General features: G+C 40.2%; 14 protein-coding genes. 10 read left to right on the top strand and 4 right to left on the bottom strand.

The window, feature by feature from the left end; translation table 11 throughout:
* Positions 1 to 10 precede the first annotated feature (10 nt).
* The 4 genes from J8Z25_RS20010 (at position 11) to ppiC (ending at position 2,467) form a co-directional block, all read left to right on the top strand.
* A complete protein-coding gene (locus J8Z25_RS20010; protein ID WP_130052463.1) occupies positions 11 to 1,033 on the top strand; it encodes a zinc-binding dehydrogenase in 1,023 nt (340 codons plus the stop codon).
* A gap of 2 nt (positions 1,034 to 1,035) precedes the next feature.
* On the top strand, positions 1,036 to 1,434 hold the full coding sequence (locus J8Z25_RS20005; protein WP_130052462.1) for a thiol-disulfide oxidoreductase DCC family protein: 399 nt from the start codon (positions 1,036 to 1,038) through the stop codon (positions 1,432 to 1,434).
* A 58-nt stretch (positions 1,435 to 1,492) separates the two neighbouring features.
* On the top strand, positions 1,493 to 2,125 hold the full coding sequence (locus J8Z25_RS20000) for a lysoplasmalogenase (RefSeq protein ID WP_130052461.1): 633 nt from the start codon (positions 1,493 to 1,495) through the stop codon (positions 2,123 to 2,125).
* Between the two features lie 63 nt (positions 2,126 to 2,188).
* Positions 2,189 to 2,467 (top strand): peptidylprolyl isomerase PpiC, encoded by a 279-nt coding sequence (ppiC, locus tag J8Z25_RS19995; RefSeq protein WP_055021968.1) that lies wholly within the window; start codon positions 2,189 to 2,191, stop codon positions 2,465 to 2,467.
* A gap of 217 nt (positions 2,468 to 2,684) precedes the next feature.
* On the opposite strand, the gene J8Z25_RS19990 is transcribed toward ppiC, so the two are convergent.
* Positions 2,685 to 3,389, bottom strand: a complete 705-nt coding sequence (locus tag J8Z25_RS19990; RefSeq protein WP_130052460.1) for a hypothetical protein — start codon at positions 3,387 to 3,389, stop codon at positions 2,685 to 2,687.
* Positions 3,390 to 3,787: 398 nt separating this feature from the next.
* Between J8Z25_RS19990 and J8Z25_RS19985 the strand changes: the two genes are divergently transcribed.
* From J8Z25_RS19985 to J8Z25_RS19970, 4 genes are all read left to right on the top strand, one after another.
* Entirely contained in the window at positions 3,788 to 4,759 is a 972-nt protein-coding gene (locus J8Z25_RS19985) for a calcium/sodium antiporter (RefSeq protein WP_130052459.1), read from the top strand.
* A 64-nt stretch (positions 4,760 to 4,823) separates the two neighbouring features.
* Positions 4,824 to 5,651, top strand: a complete 828-nt coding sequence (locus J8Z25_RS19980) for a mechanosensitive ion channel family protein (RefSeq protein ID WP_250662141.1) — start codon at positions 4,824 to 4,826, stop codon at positions 5,649 to 5,651.
* A gap of 109 nt (positions 5,652 to 5,760) precedes the next feature.
* The gene (locus tag J8Z25_RS19975) at positions 5,761 to 6,090 is read left to right on the top strand and encodes a hypothetical protein (RefSeq protein WP_250662140.1); all 330 of its coding nucleotides are present in this window, start codon (positions 5,761 to 5,763) and stop codon (positions 6,088 to 6,090) included.
* A gap of 68 nt (positions 6,091 to 6,158) precedes the next feature.
* Positions 6,159 to 6,803, top strand: coding sequence for a GGDEF domain-containing protein (locus tag J8Z25_RS19970; protein ID WP_250662139.1), 645 nt, complete (start codon positions 6,159 to 6,161; stop codon positions 6,801 to 6,803).
* A 60-nt stretch (positions 6,804 to 6,863) separates the two neighbouring features.
* Here J8Z25_RS19970 and J8Z25_RS19965 read toward each other — a convergent pair whose 3' ends face one another.
* Positions 6,864 to 7,394, bottom strand: a complete 531-nt coding sequence (locus J8Z25_RS19965) for a hypothetical protein (protein WP_130052456.1) — start codon at positions 7,392 to 7,394, stop codon at positions 6,864 to 6,866.
* Between the two features lie 1,142 nt (positions 7,395 to 8,536).
* Here J8Z25_RS19965 and ltrA point away from each other — a divergent pair.
* Positions 8,537 to 10,027, top strand: coding sequence for a group II intron reverse transcriptase/maturase (gene ltrA, locus J8Z25_RS19960; RefSeq protein ID WP_130050855.1), 1,491 nt, complete (start codon positions 8,537 to 8,539; stop codon positions 10,025 to 10,027).
* A gap of 253 nt (positions 10,028 to 10,280) precedes the next feature.
* Here ltrA and J8Z25_RS19955 read toward each other — a convergent pair whose 3' ends face one another.
* Together J8Z25_RS19955 and J8Z25_RS19950 are read right to left on the bottom strand one after the other, a co-directional pair.
* Entirely contained in the window at positions 10,281 to 11,687 is a 1,407-nt protein-coding gene (locus J8Z25_RS19955; RefSeq protein WP_130052455.1) for a YfcC family protein, read from the bottom strand.
* Between the two features lie 153 nt (positions 11,688 to 11,840).
* On the bottom strand, positions 11,841 to 13,061 hold the full coding sequence (locus J8Z25_RS19950; RefSeq protein WP_250662138.1) for a M24 family metallopeptidase: 1,221 nt from the start codon (positions 13,059 to 13,061) through the stop codon (positions 11,841 to 11,843).
* Between the two features lie 129 nt (positions 13,062 to 13,190).
* Here J8Z25_RS19950 and J8Z25_RS19945 point away from each other — a divergent pair, with 129 nt between their 5' ends.
* Positions 13,191 to 14,270, top strand: coding sequence for a M24 family metallopeptidase (locus J8Z25_RS19945; RefSeq protein ID WP_250662137.1), 1,080 nt, complete (start codon positions 13,191 to 13,193; stop codon positions 14,268 to 14,270).
* Positions 14,271 to 14,280: the final 10 nt, after the last annotated feature.

Raw genomic sequence — 14,280 nt, 5'->3', positions numbered from 1 at the left:
AGAGTATTAAATGTCACATATTCAACAAACTACAGATCTTCCGTCAACAATGCGCGCGCTTGCACTGATTGAGCCGAATGACGCGATTGCGTTATCTGAGCTTTCTGTGCCAGTACCGAGCCCTGAAGGCAATGAGCTCTTGATTAAAGTTGAATATGTGGGCTTAAATCATGGTGATGCCAACTTTGCAAAGCAAGGCTTTTGCAAATGGCATTACCCTCATGTTTTGGGCCATGACGCTGTTGGGGTGGTTGTTCAAGCAAATAAAGGTGTATTCCCTGGTGTTGGTGCGCGTGTTGTATGGCATGCCAGCCTTGGTGACCAAGGTGTGTTATCTGAATACACTACAGTGCCTAACTATGCAGTATCTGTTGTGCCAGATAATGTATCTCCGGCAGACGCTGCAACCTTACCTTGTTCAGGTATGACGGCATTAATCGCCCTTGATAAGTTGCAGCTAAGCGAAGGGGATTCACTGTTTATTGACGCCGGTGCTGGCGGCGTTGGCCAATTCGCTATTCAGTTTGCTAAGCAACGTGGTGCGACTGTGTTTACCACTGCCAGCAAACACAATCATAAGTTACTTAAGCAATTAGGCGCTGATGTTGTGTTTGATTATAATGACCCTAAACTCCAGGATAAAATTCGTCGTGAACTTGGTCCGCAGGGCTTTGACGCGGTGCTTGATTGTATCGGTGGCGATACCACCATTCGCAACGTTGAGCTAATGCGTTTTTGTGGTCGCATCGCCTGTTTAAATGAATTACCTAAGTTTGAACAAGAACTTATGTTTAGACGCGCTCCCAATATTGGCATTGTATCGTTAGGTGGTGCATGGCTTGCGAACAGTTTATGTGCTCAGCAAAGATTAAGCTTTATGGGTAACTTATTACTTGATAATGCAGCGCGAGGCGAGATCAAATTGCCGCAAATCCATGCCGTAGACTTTACCGCTGAGGCTGTTTCAGCTGCTTTAAATAAACAACTTGCTGGTGGTTTTACAGGTAAACAAGTTGTACAAGTAAGCGGTTAAACTTGCGTACTAACTGCCCAGTCATTTTGTTTGATGGTCAGTGCAATCTGTGCCATTTTTGTGTGCGGTTTATTCTTCGCTTTGATAAGCAAATTACCTTTAAGTTATGCCCCATGCAAAGCGATAAAGGTGAGCGTTTATTAAAGGCATATAAAGTCAAAGATCCACTTTCCTCAATGTTAGTGATTGATAAAAACCAGCTATATAAACAAAGTGATGCTGTATTATTTATCGCAACGAAATTAGGTTTTCCATTCTCTGTCGCTAACGTGTTCAAGCTACTGCCAAAAGGCTTTCGCGATCGTGTGTATGATTGGGTTGGCCGTCATCGTTATCGGTTTTTCGGCAAACAAACAAAGTGTAAGTTATTGTCAGAAAAACAAAAGCAGCATTTTTTATAAACATTTAAAGTAAAGCTTGCTATTCTCTTTATTGGGAACAAACAACAATAATAAGAATATGAACATTCTCTTCCTAATCTTAAGTACGTTTTACATTGCTTTATTGCTTTTACAGCCAGCATTACCTCAGCCTTTTATGGCGTTATTTAAAACATTACCAATCGGCCTTTTGATTGTGATGGTGTTAAAAGCGCGCAGTCAGCTACAAAATCGAACTTTTATTACTTTATTATTCGCTCTTAGTTTTTCAGCACTAGGTGATGTGTTGCTAGCCCTTGATACGGGGCAACTGTTTATAGGCGGTTTAGCGGCATTTTTTGTAAGCCACACTTTTTATATCATTACCATGTTGCCAATTAAAAACTGGCGACTAGACGTTGTACTCCTTTATCTATTTTTGGCCATCATCGTTTTTTGCTTATTCTACCCAAACCTGAATGACATGCTCATTCCCGTGCTTTTTTATATGTTGGTGCTCACCATAATGGCAAGCCTTACTTGGATGACTGATAAATCGAACGGTTTTTTAGTGTTAGGTGGTGCCGTGTTTGTAATATCAGACTCTATACTAGGCCTTAATCGTTTTTATTTAGAAATAGAGCATGCAGATATCGCAATCATGGGTAGTTATTATTTAGCGCAATTTTGTTTGGTGACAGGTTTTTTGCAAGCAACAGGTAAACATAAATAGCCGCAGTGGCTCAGTGTTAATTGCCGTGATAAAATACGCGCGTTTTAATTTTCGAGATTTCCCATGGCAAATACAGCGCACGCACTGCACATTCTTGTTAAGCACAAAGAACAAGCTGAAGACATTATCAAGCAACTTAAAAAAGGCGCTAAGTTTCAGACTCTAGCTAAAAAACATTCAACCTGTCCGTCGGGTAAAAAAGGCGGCGACTTGGGCGAATTCAGACGTGGTCAAATGGTGCCACAGTTTGACAAAGTAGCATTCAGCGGTGAAATCTTAGAACCACATCTAGTTAAAACGCGCTTTGGTTGGCATGTAATCAAAGTGCTATACAGAACGTAAAGTTTAAAGCCACACTAAATTTAAAAAGACACGTTGTTAGTCTTAAACTTTTCATTTCAGTGAGTTAAAACGCTAGGTTTTAACTCATTTTTGGACATAAACGCGTTAAAATATTTGAAGAGTCATGACTAAATTAAGGCATAAAAGTATGCCACTACATGGTAGTATTTAGTAAGGAACGCTGTGAATTCATTTCAGCACAATATGGGCACTAAGCCTAATAACTTGTGGCGTTTCTTTTTAACTGTGACAAGATATTATCATTCAATTTTAACCAATTAGTTTCGTATTCCCATGTCTTTTTGAAGTCGTCATTGCTCCTTGAACTTTCAAGCATTTCTCTAAAATCGAAAACACCTAGAAAATTATCAGCCGTAACATCATACCTTCCATAACCTCGGTTTTCAGGCACAATATATTTTAAAAAATTAGATTTAAAATCAGATATAGTGCTTACTAGTTCCTTTGAATCATTTAGTTTTTCTTCTAAGAATTCTTTTTCAAAACCTGTAATTGTGCCTGTCGCTTCTAAAGCACCAGATTGGTTTATAGCGATTCCCCAATTTTTATAGGCCAATGAAGGGTTCTGCCGATTTATATCTGAAAGAAGTGAGTCATAGGGAGACAGCATTTTTTCTACCGCCTTAGGCACACTACCTCCCGGCAAATATAATTCACCAGTAGCAACAGCTAGCTCATGCATATAGTCATCAACTGTTTTAGTTATGTCTATCTGGCTCGATGTCATCGTCAGCGGTTTGGTATACGTTTGGTTTAGCTCTGGAGGCGCGCTTTCATGATATACGTCATCCGCCAATTTTTTAAGCTCAGTTTCTAAAAGAGCCTTGCCATTTATAGGTGACTCTAAAGTCACATTTTGAATATTAAGTGGTTGCGGTAAACTTCCAGAATTAACCTTCATAATACGTCCCTGATTTAGTGATGTAATTTTATATCGGCCTATTTTGATGATTCTTTATATTTATCATTTTTTAAAAAAGGGAGCCAAGCTAATTGTATTATTATTAGGGATGGATTATTCTTGAAAAACTTAGGGGAGTAGTCTCTTGCATTAAGCAAGGAAACTGTCAACAGTCTCCGGGCAACATAGCTCGTGGCAGTTTCGAACCGTATCAGGTTTTGACAAGACTTAAGGCAATGAGTCATTTCGGGCAGAGATGGTTTGTTGTCTTTTTAGTCTAGTCTGCCCTAAGGGTAAATAATGAAACTACATCGCTGCCAAAGTTCACTTCATTTTGCAAATAGACCAGACAACTCTGCCATACACCTTTCAGGTATTGATATCGCGGGGGCTCAGTCATGGTTTTAGCTATAGCCGCTATTATTGCAGGGTTTGCCTTACTCGTATGGAGTGCAGACCGCTTTGTTGAAGGGGCGGCATCTACAGCAGGCCATGCTGGCTTGCCTTCAATTTTAATTGGTATGGTCATTGTTGGTTTTGGGACTTCGGCTCCTGAAATGGTCGTGTCTGCCATGGCGGCAAGTGATGGAAACCCTGACTTGGCTTTAGGTAATGCACTTGGGTCCAACATTGTAAATATCAGCTTAATTCTTGGTGTAACAGCCATCATTGCGCCTATCACTGTTCAGTCTAAAATTGTTAAAAACGAGCTTCCCTTATTATTAGCTGTCGTACTTTTTTTAGGGTATTTGCTGTATGACGGCGCTTTATCAGTGATTGATGCAAGTCTGTTGCTGGGCGGATTAGTCTTGTTCTTAGTATGGTCTGTGTATTCAGGTATGAAATCACCGAGTGATACCCTTAAAACAGAATTTGATACTGAGCTTAAAAGTCACGCCATGTCTTTAGGGAAAGCAATTTTCTGGCTCATCGCGGGTTTAACATTACTCATTATTAGCTCTCGTATACTTGTTTGGGGAGCGGTTGAAATTGCAACTGCGCTGGGTGTCAGTGACCTTATTATCGGCTTAACTATCGTTGCATTAGGGACATCTTTGCCAGAGCTTGCAGCTTCTATTATTGCCGCTAAAAAGGGAGAGCATGACATCGCCATTGGGAATGTTGTGGGGTCGAATATGTTTAACATCCTAGCCGTAATTGGTATCGCCGGTATTATTGAGCCTATACCTCACATTTCTACAGACGTACTTTACAGAGATTGGAGTGTGATGCTTGTACTTTCCGTCATATTATTGGTTATGGCTTACGGTTTTGGCCGACAAGGCAGAATAAATCGTTGGGAAGGTGGTATCTTGCTTGCTTCCTATATTGCTTACAATGGCTACTTAGTTACCAGTATCATTAGATAACATTTATCGCTAAATTGTTTAGAGTAAAGCGCATATTTTATTTATATTAAAAGGGAAATCACCAATGGACACCATCATAAACTTTTTTTCTGAGCATCAATTGCAACTTATAGCAATAGCAAAGAATACGCTGCTGACTATTTTCATTTTTATTGGGGCAAATATTTGTTCAAAATTACTAAAACGTGCCGTACATAAAGGTGTTTACAGACTGAGCAAGCAAGATGAAATCATTACAAAACTGCTTACCACGCTTTCAGGCTATGTGGTTTATTTAATTGCAATTGTGATTATTTTAGATTTATTTGGAGTTAATACGGCAAGCCTTGTTGCACTCGTCGGTGCCGCAGGCTTAGCGATTGGTCTAGCGTTAAAAGATACGCTCAGTAATGTGGCTGCAGGAGTCATGCTACTTTTCCTAAAGCCACTAAAAAAGTCAGAGTTTGTTGAAGTATCAAGCTATACAGGCAGTGTAAAAGATTTAGGGCTATTTACCACAGTCCTTGAAACTGCTGATGGCGTTTTTGTTTCAATTCCAAATAGCACCGTTTGGGCAAATGCGATAAAAAACTTTACTAGAAACGATAAGCGCCGTATGGATATAACAGTAGGTATTTCTTATGGTGACTCAATTGAAGATGGTCTAGCAGCGTTAAAGGAGCTTGTCGATGAAGAATCTCGAATTCTAATGGAGCCAACCCCTCAGTATTTAGTACACACATTAGCAGATAGCTCTGTTAACTTGCAGCTTCGTGCTTGGGTCGCTACACCACATTATTGGGATATATATTGGCAAACACAGCGTAAAATTAAAGATAAAGTGGAGAGCAAAGGAATTACCATCCCATTTCCTCAACGTGATTTACATATAGTTAACAGTGATAAGAAATAGAGAAAAAATGTGCTCAGTTCTAAAAAGTTTTTCTATGATAAAGTGACAGGACTGAGCTTTTGCTTTTAGAGCATTGCTCGCGTTTGATTATTACGAAGTAGAGTTTATTATGCTCAAATATTGGTATAAAAACATTCCAGCACACCACAATAGTCCTGAGCTATTTTGGCGAAGCCGTTTGATCGCCCATTCTTTATTGATATGTACTGTGTACTTCTTTGTACTGACTGTTATCAATATCTTTAAATTCAACAGCTATGAACTCGCTTTGCTTGATGCGGTTGGGCTAACTTTGTCTATTTTACTATATGTTTGGTTCATTAAAAGCTCAAAAATTAAAGCGGTTTCATGGGCTGTGGTGTTATTGATTAACAGTTTAATACTGACATTTATTATCTCAATTAACGGCGCGGCCTATTCATTATTTGGGCAACATTAATTCCTCCATTTTCATTTTATTTAGTAGGTCGAAATTGGGGAAGTTTACTTAGTGCGTTTGCTTTTGCAGTGTGTGCTTTTATAGTTTATGAACACTCACAGAATCCGGAACCTCTTAAAATTGGCCTTGGCTCTGTTTTTAATATTATTGAAGTTGCCATTGCTCACATTGTCTTATTTCGTTTCTATGAAAAAACTCGGTTTGCTGCTTATGATACGTTGGCTGAGAAAAATCAGCTTATTAAAAAACTCGCTGAAACCGATAAACTCACGGGATTGTTTAATCGAGAAAAACTAGATAGAACGCTTTCCAGTTTACTAAAAAGCTCGAATTTTGGTTTCATACTACTAGACATTGATTATTTTAAAGAAATAAACGATACCTATGGTCACTTGGAAGGCGATAAAGCGCTTGTCATTGTTTCAAATAAATTAAAGTCAGTATCTCCAAGTAAAGCGCTATGTGCTCGTTGGGGTGGCGAAGAGTTTGTAATCATCATTGAAGGGGCAACCTTAGATGAAACAAAAGAGGTTGCAACGACCATTATTACAGATATAAATGGTATTTATTTTCACGAAAAAAGATTGTCAGTCAGCTGTGGAGTGACGATTAATCACAGTGATGATAATACGCTAACAGTAATTGAACGTGCTGATTTAGCTCTATATCGTGCAAAGAAAAATGGCAGAAATCGAGTTGAATATAATGAATGAAACTTGGATTAATTTTGTGGTCATTACGTTCATTAATGACCACATTTTGAATGTTTAAAGTTATCTTGCAGAGTGCTTCAATGACGACACAATGAATTGACACTTTTCTTGCTCAATACTTAGAGGGTGATTATTCATTAATTTAGAAATATCATAAGGTAAAAGGAAACTTCTACCACCATCTTTATCTAGCTCACCATAATCAATGTCCGTTTCTTTATAAAAGTCCTTGCTATGTGCCACTTCATTTCGGAGTTTTATTAAGTTAATCAAAGTCTGATAAATTTTACTTTCATTGTCTGTAATGAGCTTACCAGATGATAAAAGGAACCCTAATACATCTAACTTTTTACTTAAGTTCATTGAAAGAAACGCTGTTGCATGTCTTTTGTGATCAGCTTTAGGGAAATGACGAAAAGCCCATGAGATGATGCCTTCATTAAGCAAGCTTTCCAATGAAGCGGCAGCAACTAAGATAAAGGAGTATTTATTTGAATTGAAGAATGCATCATCATCTTCAGTGTGTGCCGGCAGATATTCTGCTGATTCAATTAGTCCTCTAGAGGAAGTAAATACAAAATGCATTTCCAAAATTCTGATGCCTCGTTGCTTTATAGCGCCCCGCACTGCAATGGCTTGTTATGTTTCAACTCGTTGAGTTTTGCTTTTGGCAAATTCTAAGGTCTTTATTAGTAACGTAAAGCCTGAGGCCATTAATAAGCCACCTACAATGAAATAAAATAATACAGGATTTTCATTAAGTTTAACGCTAAATCCAAATGCTGAAAATTGCATTTCGAAAATACTGAACAGGCTATAAATAAAAACTATAACGGATAAAATAAAAAGTAGTTTATTTCCAAATCTATAACTCATAAGTCAACTTTTCCCTTTGAAACATGACATGTCTATAGCGAGCGAATCGCGCGTTTTTCTAACACAGTGTCGCTCGCTTTTCTGAATGACTCATTTGTAACAAACTTCTTAACTAATTGCCATTAAGACTAAAATGCAGTAGTTCTAGCTTTTGTCTCAGGACAAAAAAGAGCGATTGGGTCGCTTTCCTGACTATGCAAGCAATATACTTTGACGAAATAGAAAAGCAATTTTGAATGGCCGAAGTTCGCTCTTTTGAGTAATTCGCCTAAACACGTCTTGGGGCGTGCGACGTGAAGTCGTATGAAGCGCTGTTCACCGCTTAATGAGTGAACCATCTGTATCACCAGATGATCCTAGGAGCCAGAATAAAGTAGCGGCTCTGACAATGTAACGAAGGTTGGTATGCGCCAATCGGGATCTTAATCGTGAGAGGACGATCCTCCTGATAACCACAAATCGGGTGAGTGCTAGGCAGTCAGTATGATGAACATAAGTGAATCCGCGTAAGGTGCGTTATACGATGAAACAGCGGAAGTGGTTAATACGCTGTAGCCAAAAGGCACGAGAGTCGGAAAGAGATTGCCCCATGCTCTTTCGTGATCACTGAACTCTCCGCACTATAGCGGGCATCTAACCTGACATTGCGCAACATACGGAACACGGTAAGCCTGTATCACTCCCTTTGGGAAAGCTTATATAGCCGATAGTGATGCAGGTAGAGGATGTTGGAGAAAGCAAAGGCTGGATTGTAATGATGCAGATACAGACGTCTGTCTGGCACGAAAGTGAGCTGACTTCCGACTGGTCTTCCGTTGCAAGAGAATTTGAAGAACTTTATTCAAGGAGAAACGCAAATGATGATTTCAAAAGAGATTAGTGCCTCCCCTGACAGTGCTCAATGGCAATCCATAAATTGGAAAACTGTTGAGTCGCACGTTTTAAAGCTTCAGATGCGTATTGCAAAAGCAACAAGAGAAGGTAAACACAGCAAAGCGAAAGCGTTGCAGTGGATACTGACTCACTCGCATTCGGCAAAACTTCTTGCTGTTAAGCGAGTATCACAAAACAAAGGCAGTAAAACGCCCGGAATAGACGGCGTCATCTGGAATACGGATACGCGCCGCATGAAAGCAGTCAATCAATTGAGCAGAAAGGCTTATCAAGCCAAACCGCTCAAGCGTATCTACATCCCTAAGAAAAACGGCAAGCTCAGACCTTTGGGTATCCCGTGCATGGTCGATAGAGCGCTACAAGCGCTTCACCTTCTTGCACTAGAGCCTGTGTCAGAAACACTTGCTGACCCAAATAGCTACGGATTTCGGCGCAATAGAAGCACTGCTGATGCTATTGCTCAGTGTTTTCTCTGTTTGAGTAAAAAGCAATCCGCGCAATGGGTTCTTGAGGGAGATATCAAAGCCTGTTTCGACAAGATTGGGCATCAATGGCTTATGAATAATATAGCTGTAGATAAACGAATGTTGGAACAATGGTTAAAGTCTGGTTTTATGGACAAAGGGCTGTTCTATCGCACTGACGAGGGAACACCACAAGGCGGGATCATATCTCCAACCTTGATGCTGATGACTCTTGCAGGTCTTGAGCAACGCATTAAGTCCACCGCACTTAAAAATGGGGCGAGAGCCAACTTTATAGGATACGCCGATGATTTCGTAGTCACATGCACTTCAAAGGACGTGCTGGAGAACGATATCAAACCGTTGATTGCTGACTTCTTAGCACATAGAGGCTTAACGCTCTCCGAAGAGAAAACGCACATTACCCACATTAGCCGTGGTTTTGACTTCCTAGGCTTTAACCATAGGAAGTACAAAGGAAAACTGCTCATTAAACCGAGCAAATCTAACACGTTAATATTTCTGAGTAACTTGCGCGAACTCATTAAAAAGCACGCAACTACCCCCGTTAACGATCTAATCAAGTTGATAAATCCGAAACTCAGGGGTTGGTCGAATTACTATCGCCATTGCGTTGCCAAACAAGTATTCGGATATGTGAGCCACAAACTATTTCTAGCGTTATGGCATTGGGCTAAAAGGCGTCATCCAACAAAATCAAAAACTTGGATCGCCATGAAGTACTTTATCAACCGTCGAGGCCAATGGCAATTTCACGGTTGGCAGAAGAGCATGAACATGAACATGAACATGAACATGGATTGTCAGTTTAATCTATTTCAAATAGCTAAGGTGCCAATAGAGAGACATGTGAAAATCAGGAGTGAAGCTACGCCTTTTGATCCTTTATACCAAGAATACTTGGCAAAGAGAAAAGCAAAGAGGCAATGCCGCAACTCTTGGAATGAGCCTAATCTCGCTGCTTTATAAGTTGCTGGGTACCAATTAGGTGCCTTCGTGAAGGCTTGAGCCGTATGCAGTGAAAGTTGCACGTACGGTTCTTAGGAGGGCGACACTTGGTAACAGGTGTCGTCTATCCGACAGCAGTGAGTTACGGATGAAGCTCTGACTTTGTACAGAGCTGTCATTCATTTCCAACTCATTTGATCCAAAAATGTGTTGCTAAAAAGAACTCAAAACACAACAAAAAAGCGCCTAGGGCGCTTTTTTAAAATCAACTAACTTAATTTAGTGTGGGCTGCACATCTAAGCCATAGCCAAACATTACAGCTAATACTAATACAACTGATGCTGCGACCATTAGTTTAATCAGCAGTGGTAAACAGAATCTAAACCAATGGCCGTAAGGCACACCTGCCATCCCTAAAATGCCCATTAGTACAGCATTGGTCGGAATGATCATATTTGAAAAGCCATCACCAAATTGATAAGCAAGCACGGCAACTTGTCTTGGGACACCCACTAAATCACCAAGTGGGGCCATCAATGGCATAGTGACATAAGCTTGTCCTGAACCTGATGGAATAAAGGTATTAAGTAAGGTTTGAATAACTAACATGCCTATTGCTGATATTTCAGCTGATACATAAGAAAGCGGTAACGACATACCATGTACAAGGCTATGCAGGATTTGACCGTCTTCTAAAATAAGTGCGATACCGCGTGCAACACCGATTAAAACTGCGGTGGTAACAAGATCAGACACGCCCTCTATAAATTTGTTTGCTGCTTCATCAGCAGATAATTTGCCTAAAATGGCTACAACGACACCCCAAGCGATAAAAACACCGCCTAGCTCGTATAAGTACCAGCCTTTAGTTGCTATACCCCATACTGCAATTGCAAGGGTAATGATAAAACTTCCTAAAATAAGTTTATGGCGCAGGGCAAGTGCTGGGTAACTTGTTGCTGTTTGATTTTCCAGTGGGCAAGGCACGCCAATCATCATTGATTTAGACGGATCATTCGCTACCTTTTTTGTGTATTGCCAAACATGATGAAAACCAATGAGCACAAATGGAATAAATATAGCTAAACGAAACCACAAGCCTGAGTAAACTGGAATACCTGCAATTTGCTGTGCGATTAATACGGTAAATGGGTTAAATGCCGATACACCATAACCAATACCATAACCCGCGACTATCATACCTACGGCAGTCATTGCGTCTAGGCGCATTGCTTTACACAGCGCAACGAGAATAATAACAAAAGGAATATATTCACCGGCGGTACCGATACTGCTTGATGCCAAAGCAAAGCAAAATACCACCATAAAGATTAATCGCTGCGGCTTTTTACCGTGTCGCTCTAAAAGCCTACCAATGAGTGCATCAACAGTGCCTGTGGCACGTGCAACAGCTAATACGCCGCCAACGATTAAGACAAAGAAAATAACATCTTGAGCAGCAGCAAATGCACGAGGTATGGCTTGTAATAAATCCCATGGGGTTAAGTAATGGCGTTCAGCAACCGTTTGATAGGTACCCGCAACGACCATTTCGCGGCCAGATTCACTCAGTGTGGTGCTGAAAAAACCTTGTGGTACTAACCATGTAGCAATAAGCGCAACAACCATCATGCCAAGCAGCAGTATCAAGGTATGTGGAACTTTAAAACGTAAACCCATTTATTCTCCGTAATTATGTTAGGTTAAATTGTTAAAATCATAACATGATAAAAGCTGATAGATTGTCTCAAAAATATATACACTGTTAAAAAATGTAATAATTTAGACACAAAAAAAGGCCAGATAGCTGACCTTTTAATAGTTATTTAGATTTTATTTAGCTAGGCCAAATGGGTCGTCAATACTATGAGCTGGCTCGGTAAACCAACGCGGGCCTTCGTCTGTCATATAAAAATGATCTTCTAAGCGAATACCAAACTCATCAGGTACAACAATCATAGGTTCATTACTAAAACACATACCTGTTGCGAGTGGAGTAGGGTTACCACCAACAAGGTATGGCCATTCATGAATATCTAAACCAATGCCATGGCCTGTTCTGTGTGGGCAGCCTGGTGTTTGATACTCTGGTCCCAGGCCATTTTCAGCTAAGTACTGTCTTGCAGCATCATCTACTTTGCCACATGGCTCACCAATTTTTGCTGCAGCAAAAGCGGCTAGTTGGGCATTTTTCTCGTGTTGCCAAAACATACGTTGACGTTCGGTTGCTTCACCAAATACATAAGTACGGGTAATGTCAGAGAGGTAATCATGTACTTTACAGCCAGTATCAATCAGTACCACATCACCTTTTTTAAGGGTTTGTGGGTTTTTAACGCCATGCGGGAAAGACGACGCAACACCAAATAGCACAATACAAAAATAGTTACCCGGTGCACCGACTTTTTGGTGGGCTTTTTTAATAAAGGCTTCTACTTCAGTAGTGGTGATACCTTCATAAAGCATGCTCGCCGTTGCTTTGTGTACTTCTAAAGTCATGTCCATAGCACGTTGCATTAAGGCAAGTTCATTGGCTGATTTATGCATGCGGCAGTGAGCTGTTACGCACTGTGCGTTAACAATATTATAATTACCATTAGCTTTATTAATGCCGTCGTAGATGAAAAACTGTGCGCTTTCATCAATACCAAGGGTGCCATTTTTGCTAATACCCATTTCTGACAGTACTTCAACACATAGTTGGTATGGGTTTTCGTGCTCTTGCCAGCCTCGAATTGGGCCATCAATCACCATAAAGTCGTTTAAGCTGCCGATTTCAAAAAACGGTGCGATATATTGCACATCACCTTTAGCAGGTAAAATAGCGCCAACTAAACGCTCACTTGCGTACCAACGCATACCAGTAAAATAAGCAAGGTTAGTGCCTGCATTTAAATATATTGCATCAATGTTATTTGCTTGCATATACGCTTGTGCTTTTGCGATACGCGCATGAAATTCGTCATTTTGAATAGGGGTTAAATCTGTTGTCATATCTGACAAAGAGTCAAGCGCCTGCTCTGGCGTTTGTGTGCCAATACCGTATGTTGTCATTGTGTACTCCTTGGTTTTTTGTGCATTGTGGCTTGAGTAAACACCTGATGCAAACTCACTGCGACTAATCGCATAATATTCGTATTTATGTACATAACTGTTAGCATGCGCAAAAAATAAGGAGCGACAATGCAAGTTAATTACTTAAAAAGACAAGCTGAATTTAAAGCCTTACTAGAACAACAAGGTTACAGCGCCATGTTAGTACTAGGTCATGAAAATATTCGTTACTTAAGTGGTTTTAGTGGTAATGCTGCTTATGCATTAATTACTCAAAATGCGTGTGTGCTGATTACAGATTATCGTTACCATCAACGTGCAATTGCAGAAACAACAGGATTTGAGGTTGTTTGTCGAGATAGAGACAACGAAACCCTTGGTCATTGTATTAACAGGCACCTTAAACCAAACAGCCATGTCGCATTTGATGCAAGTTATGTCACAGTTGCGATTTGGCAAGGTGTTGCAGATGAGCTTAATGGTCACACTCTAACAGCCATAAACGGTCTAATAGAAAAGCTAAGACGCGTTAAAGATAGCTGGGAAGTAGCACAAATTAAAGCTGCTGCAGCTATTGCTGATGAAGCCTTAGCACAAACGCTGTCTTATTTTAAACCAGGTGTGACTGAACGAGACCTTGCCTTAGAGCTTGAATATAGAATGCAAAAGCTAGGTTCAGAAGGAATGTCGTTTGCAACTATTATGCTGTTTGCTGAACGTTCTGCACTGCCGCATGGCAATCCATCAGATCAGGTTTTAAAGCATGGTGACTTTGTAACACTTGATTTTGGTGCTGTTGTAAATGGTTATCGCTCTGATATGACTCGTAGTTACATTATTGGCGAAGCGTCAGAAAAACAAACCCGTATTTATAATACTGTTCTTGATGCGCAAAATGCGGCACTTGAAATGGTTAAACCTGGCGTTAATTGTTTAGAATTAAATGCTATGTCAAATAAGGTGATTGCGGATGCGGGGTTTGGCGAATACGCCGGAAAAGGCCTTGGCCATGGTTTAGGGCTATTTTTACATGAAGTACCATTTATCAACACACTCACAGATTACAACCTTGAAGTAGGTAATGTGATCACCATTGAACCTGGCATTTATATACCAGGCTATGGTGGTGTGCGACTTGAAGATGACATAGTTGTCACCGAGTCTGGCTTTGAGGTGTTAACCCATGCGCCTAAGCCATTCATAATCTAATGCTTAAATT

This window comes from Pseudoalteromonas sp. SCSIO 43101 (assembly GCF_023650775.1).
Lineage (GTDB): Bacteria > Pseudomonadota > Gammaproteobacteria > Enterobacterales > Alteromonadaceae > Pseudoalteromonas > Pseudoalteromonas apostichopi.
Note: the sequence above shows the minus strand (reverse complement) of the source record. Positions and strands in the feature narration are given on the sequence as shown.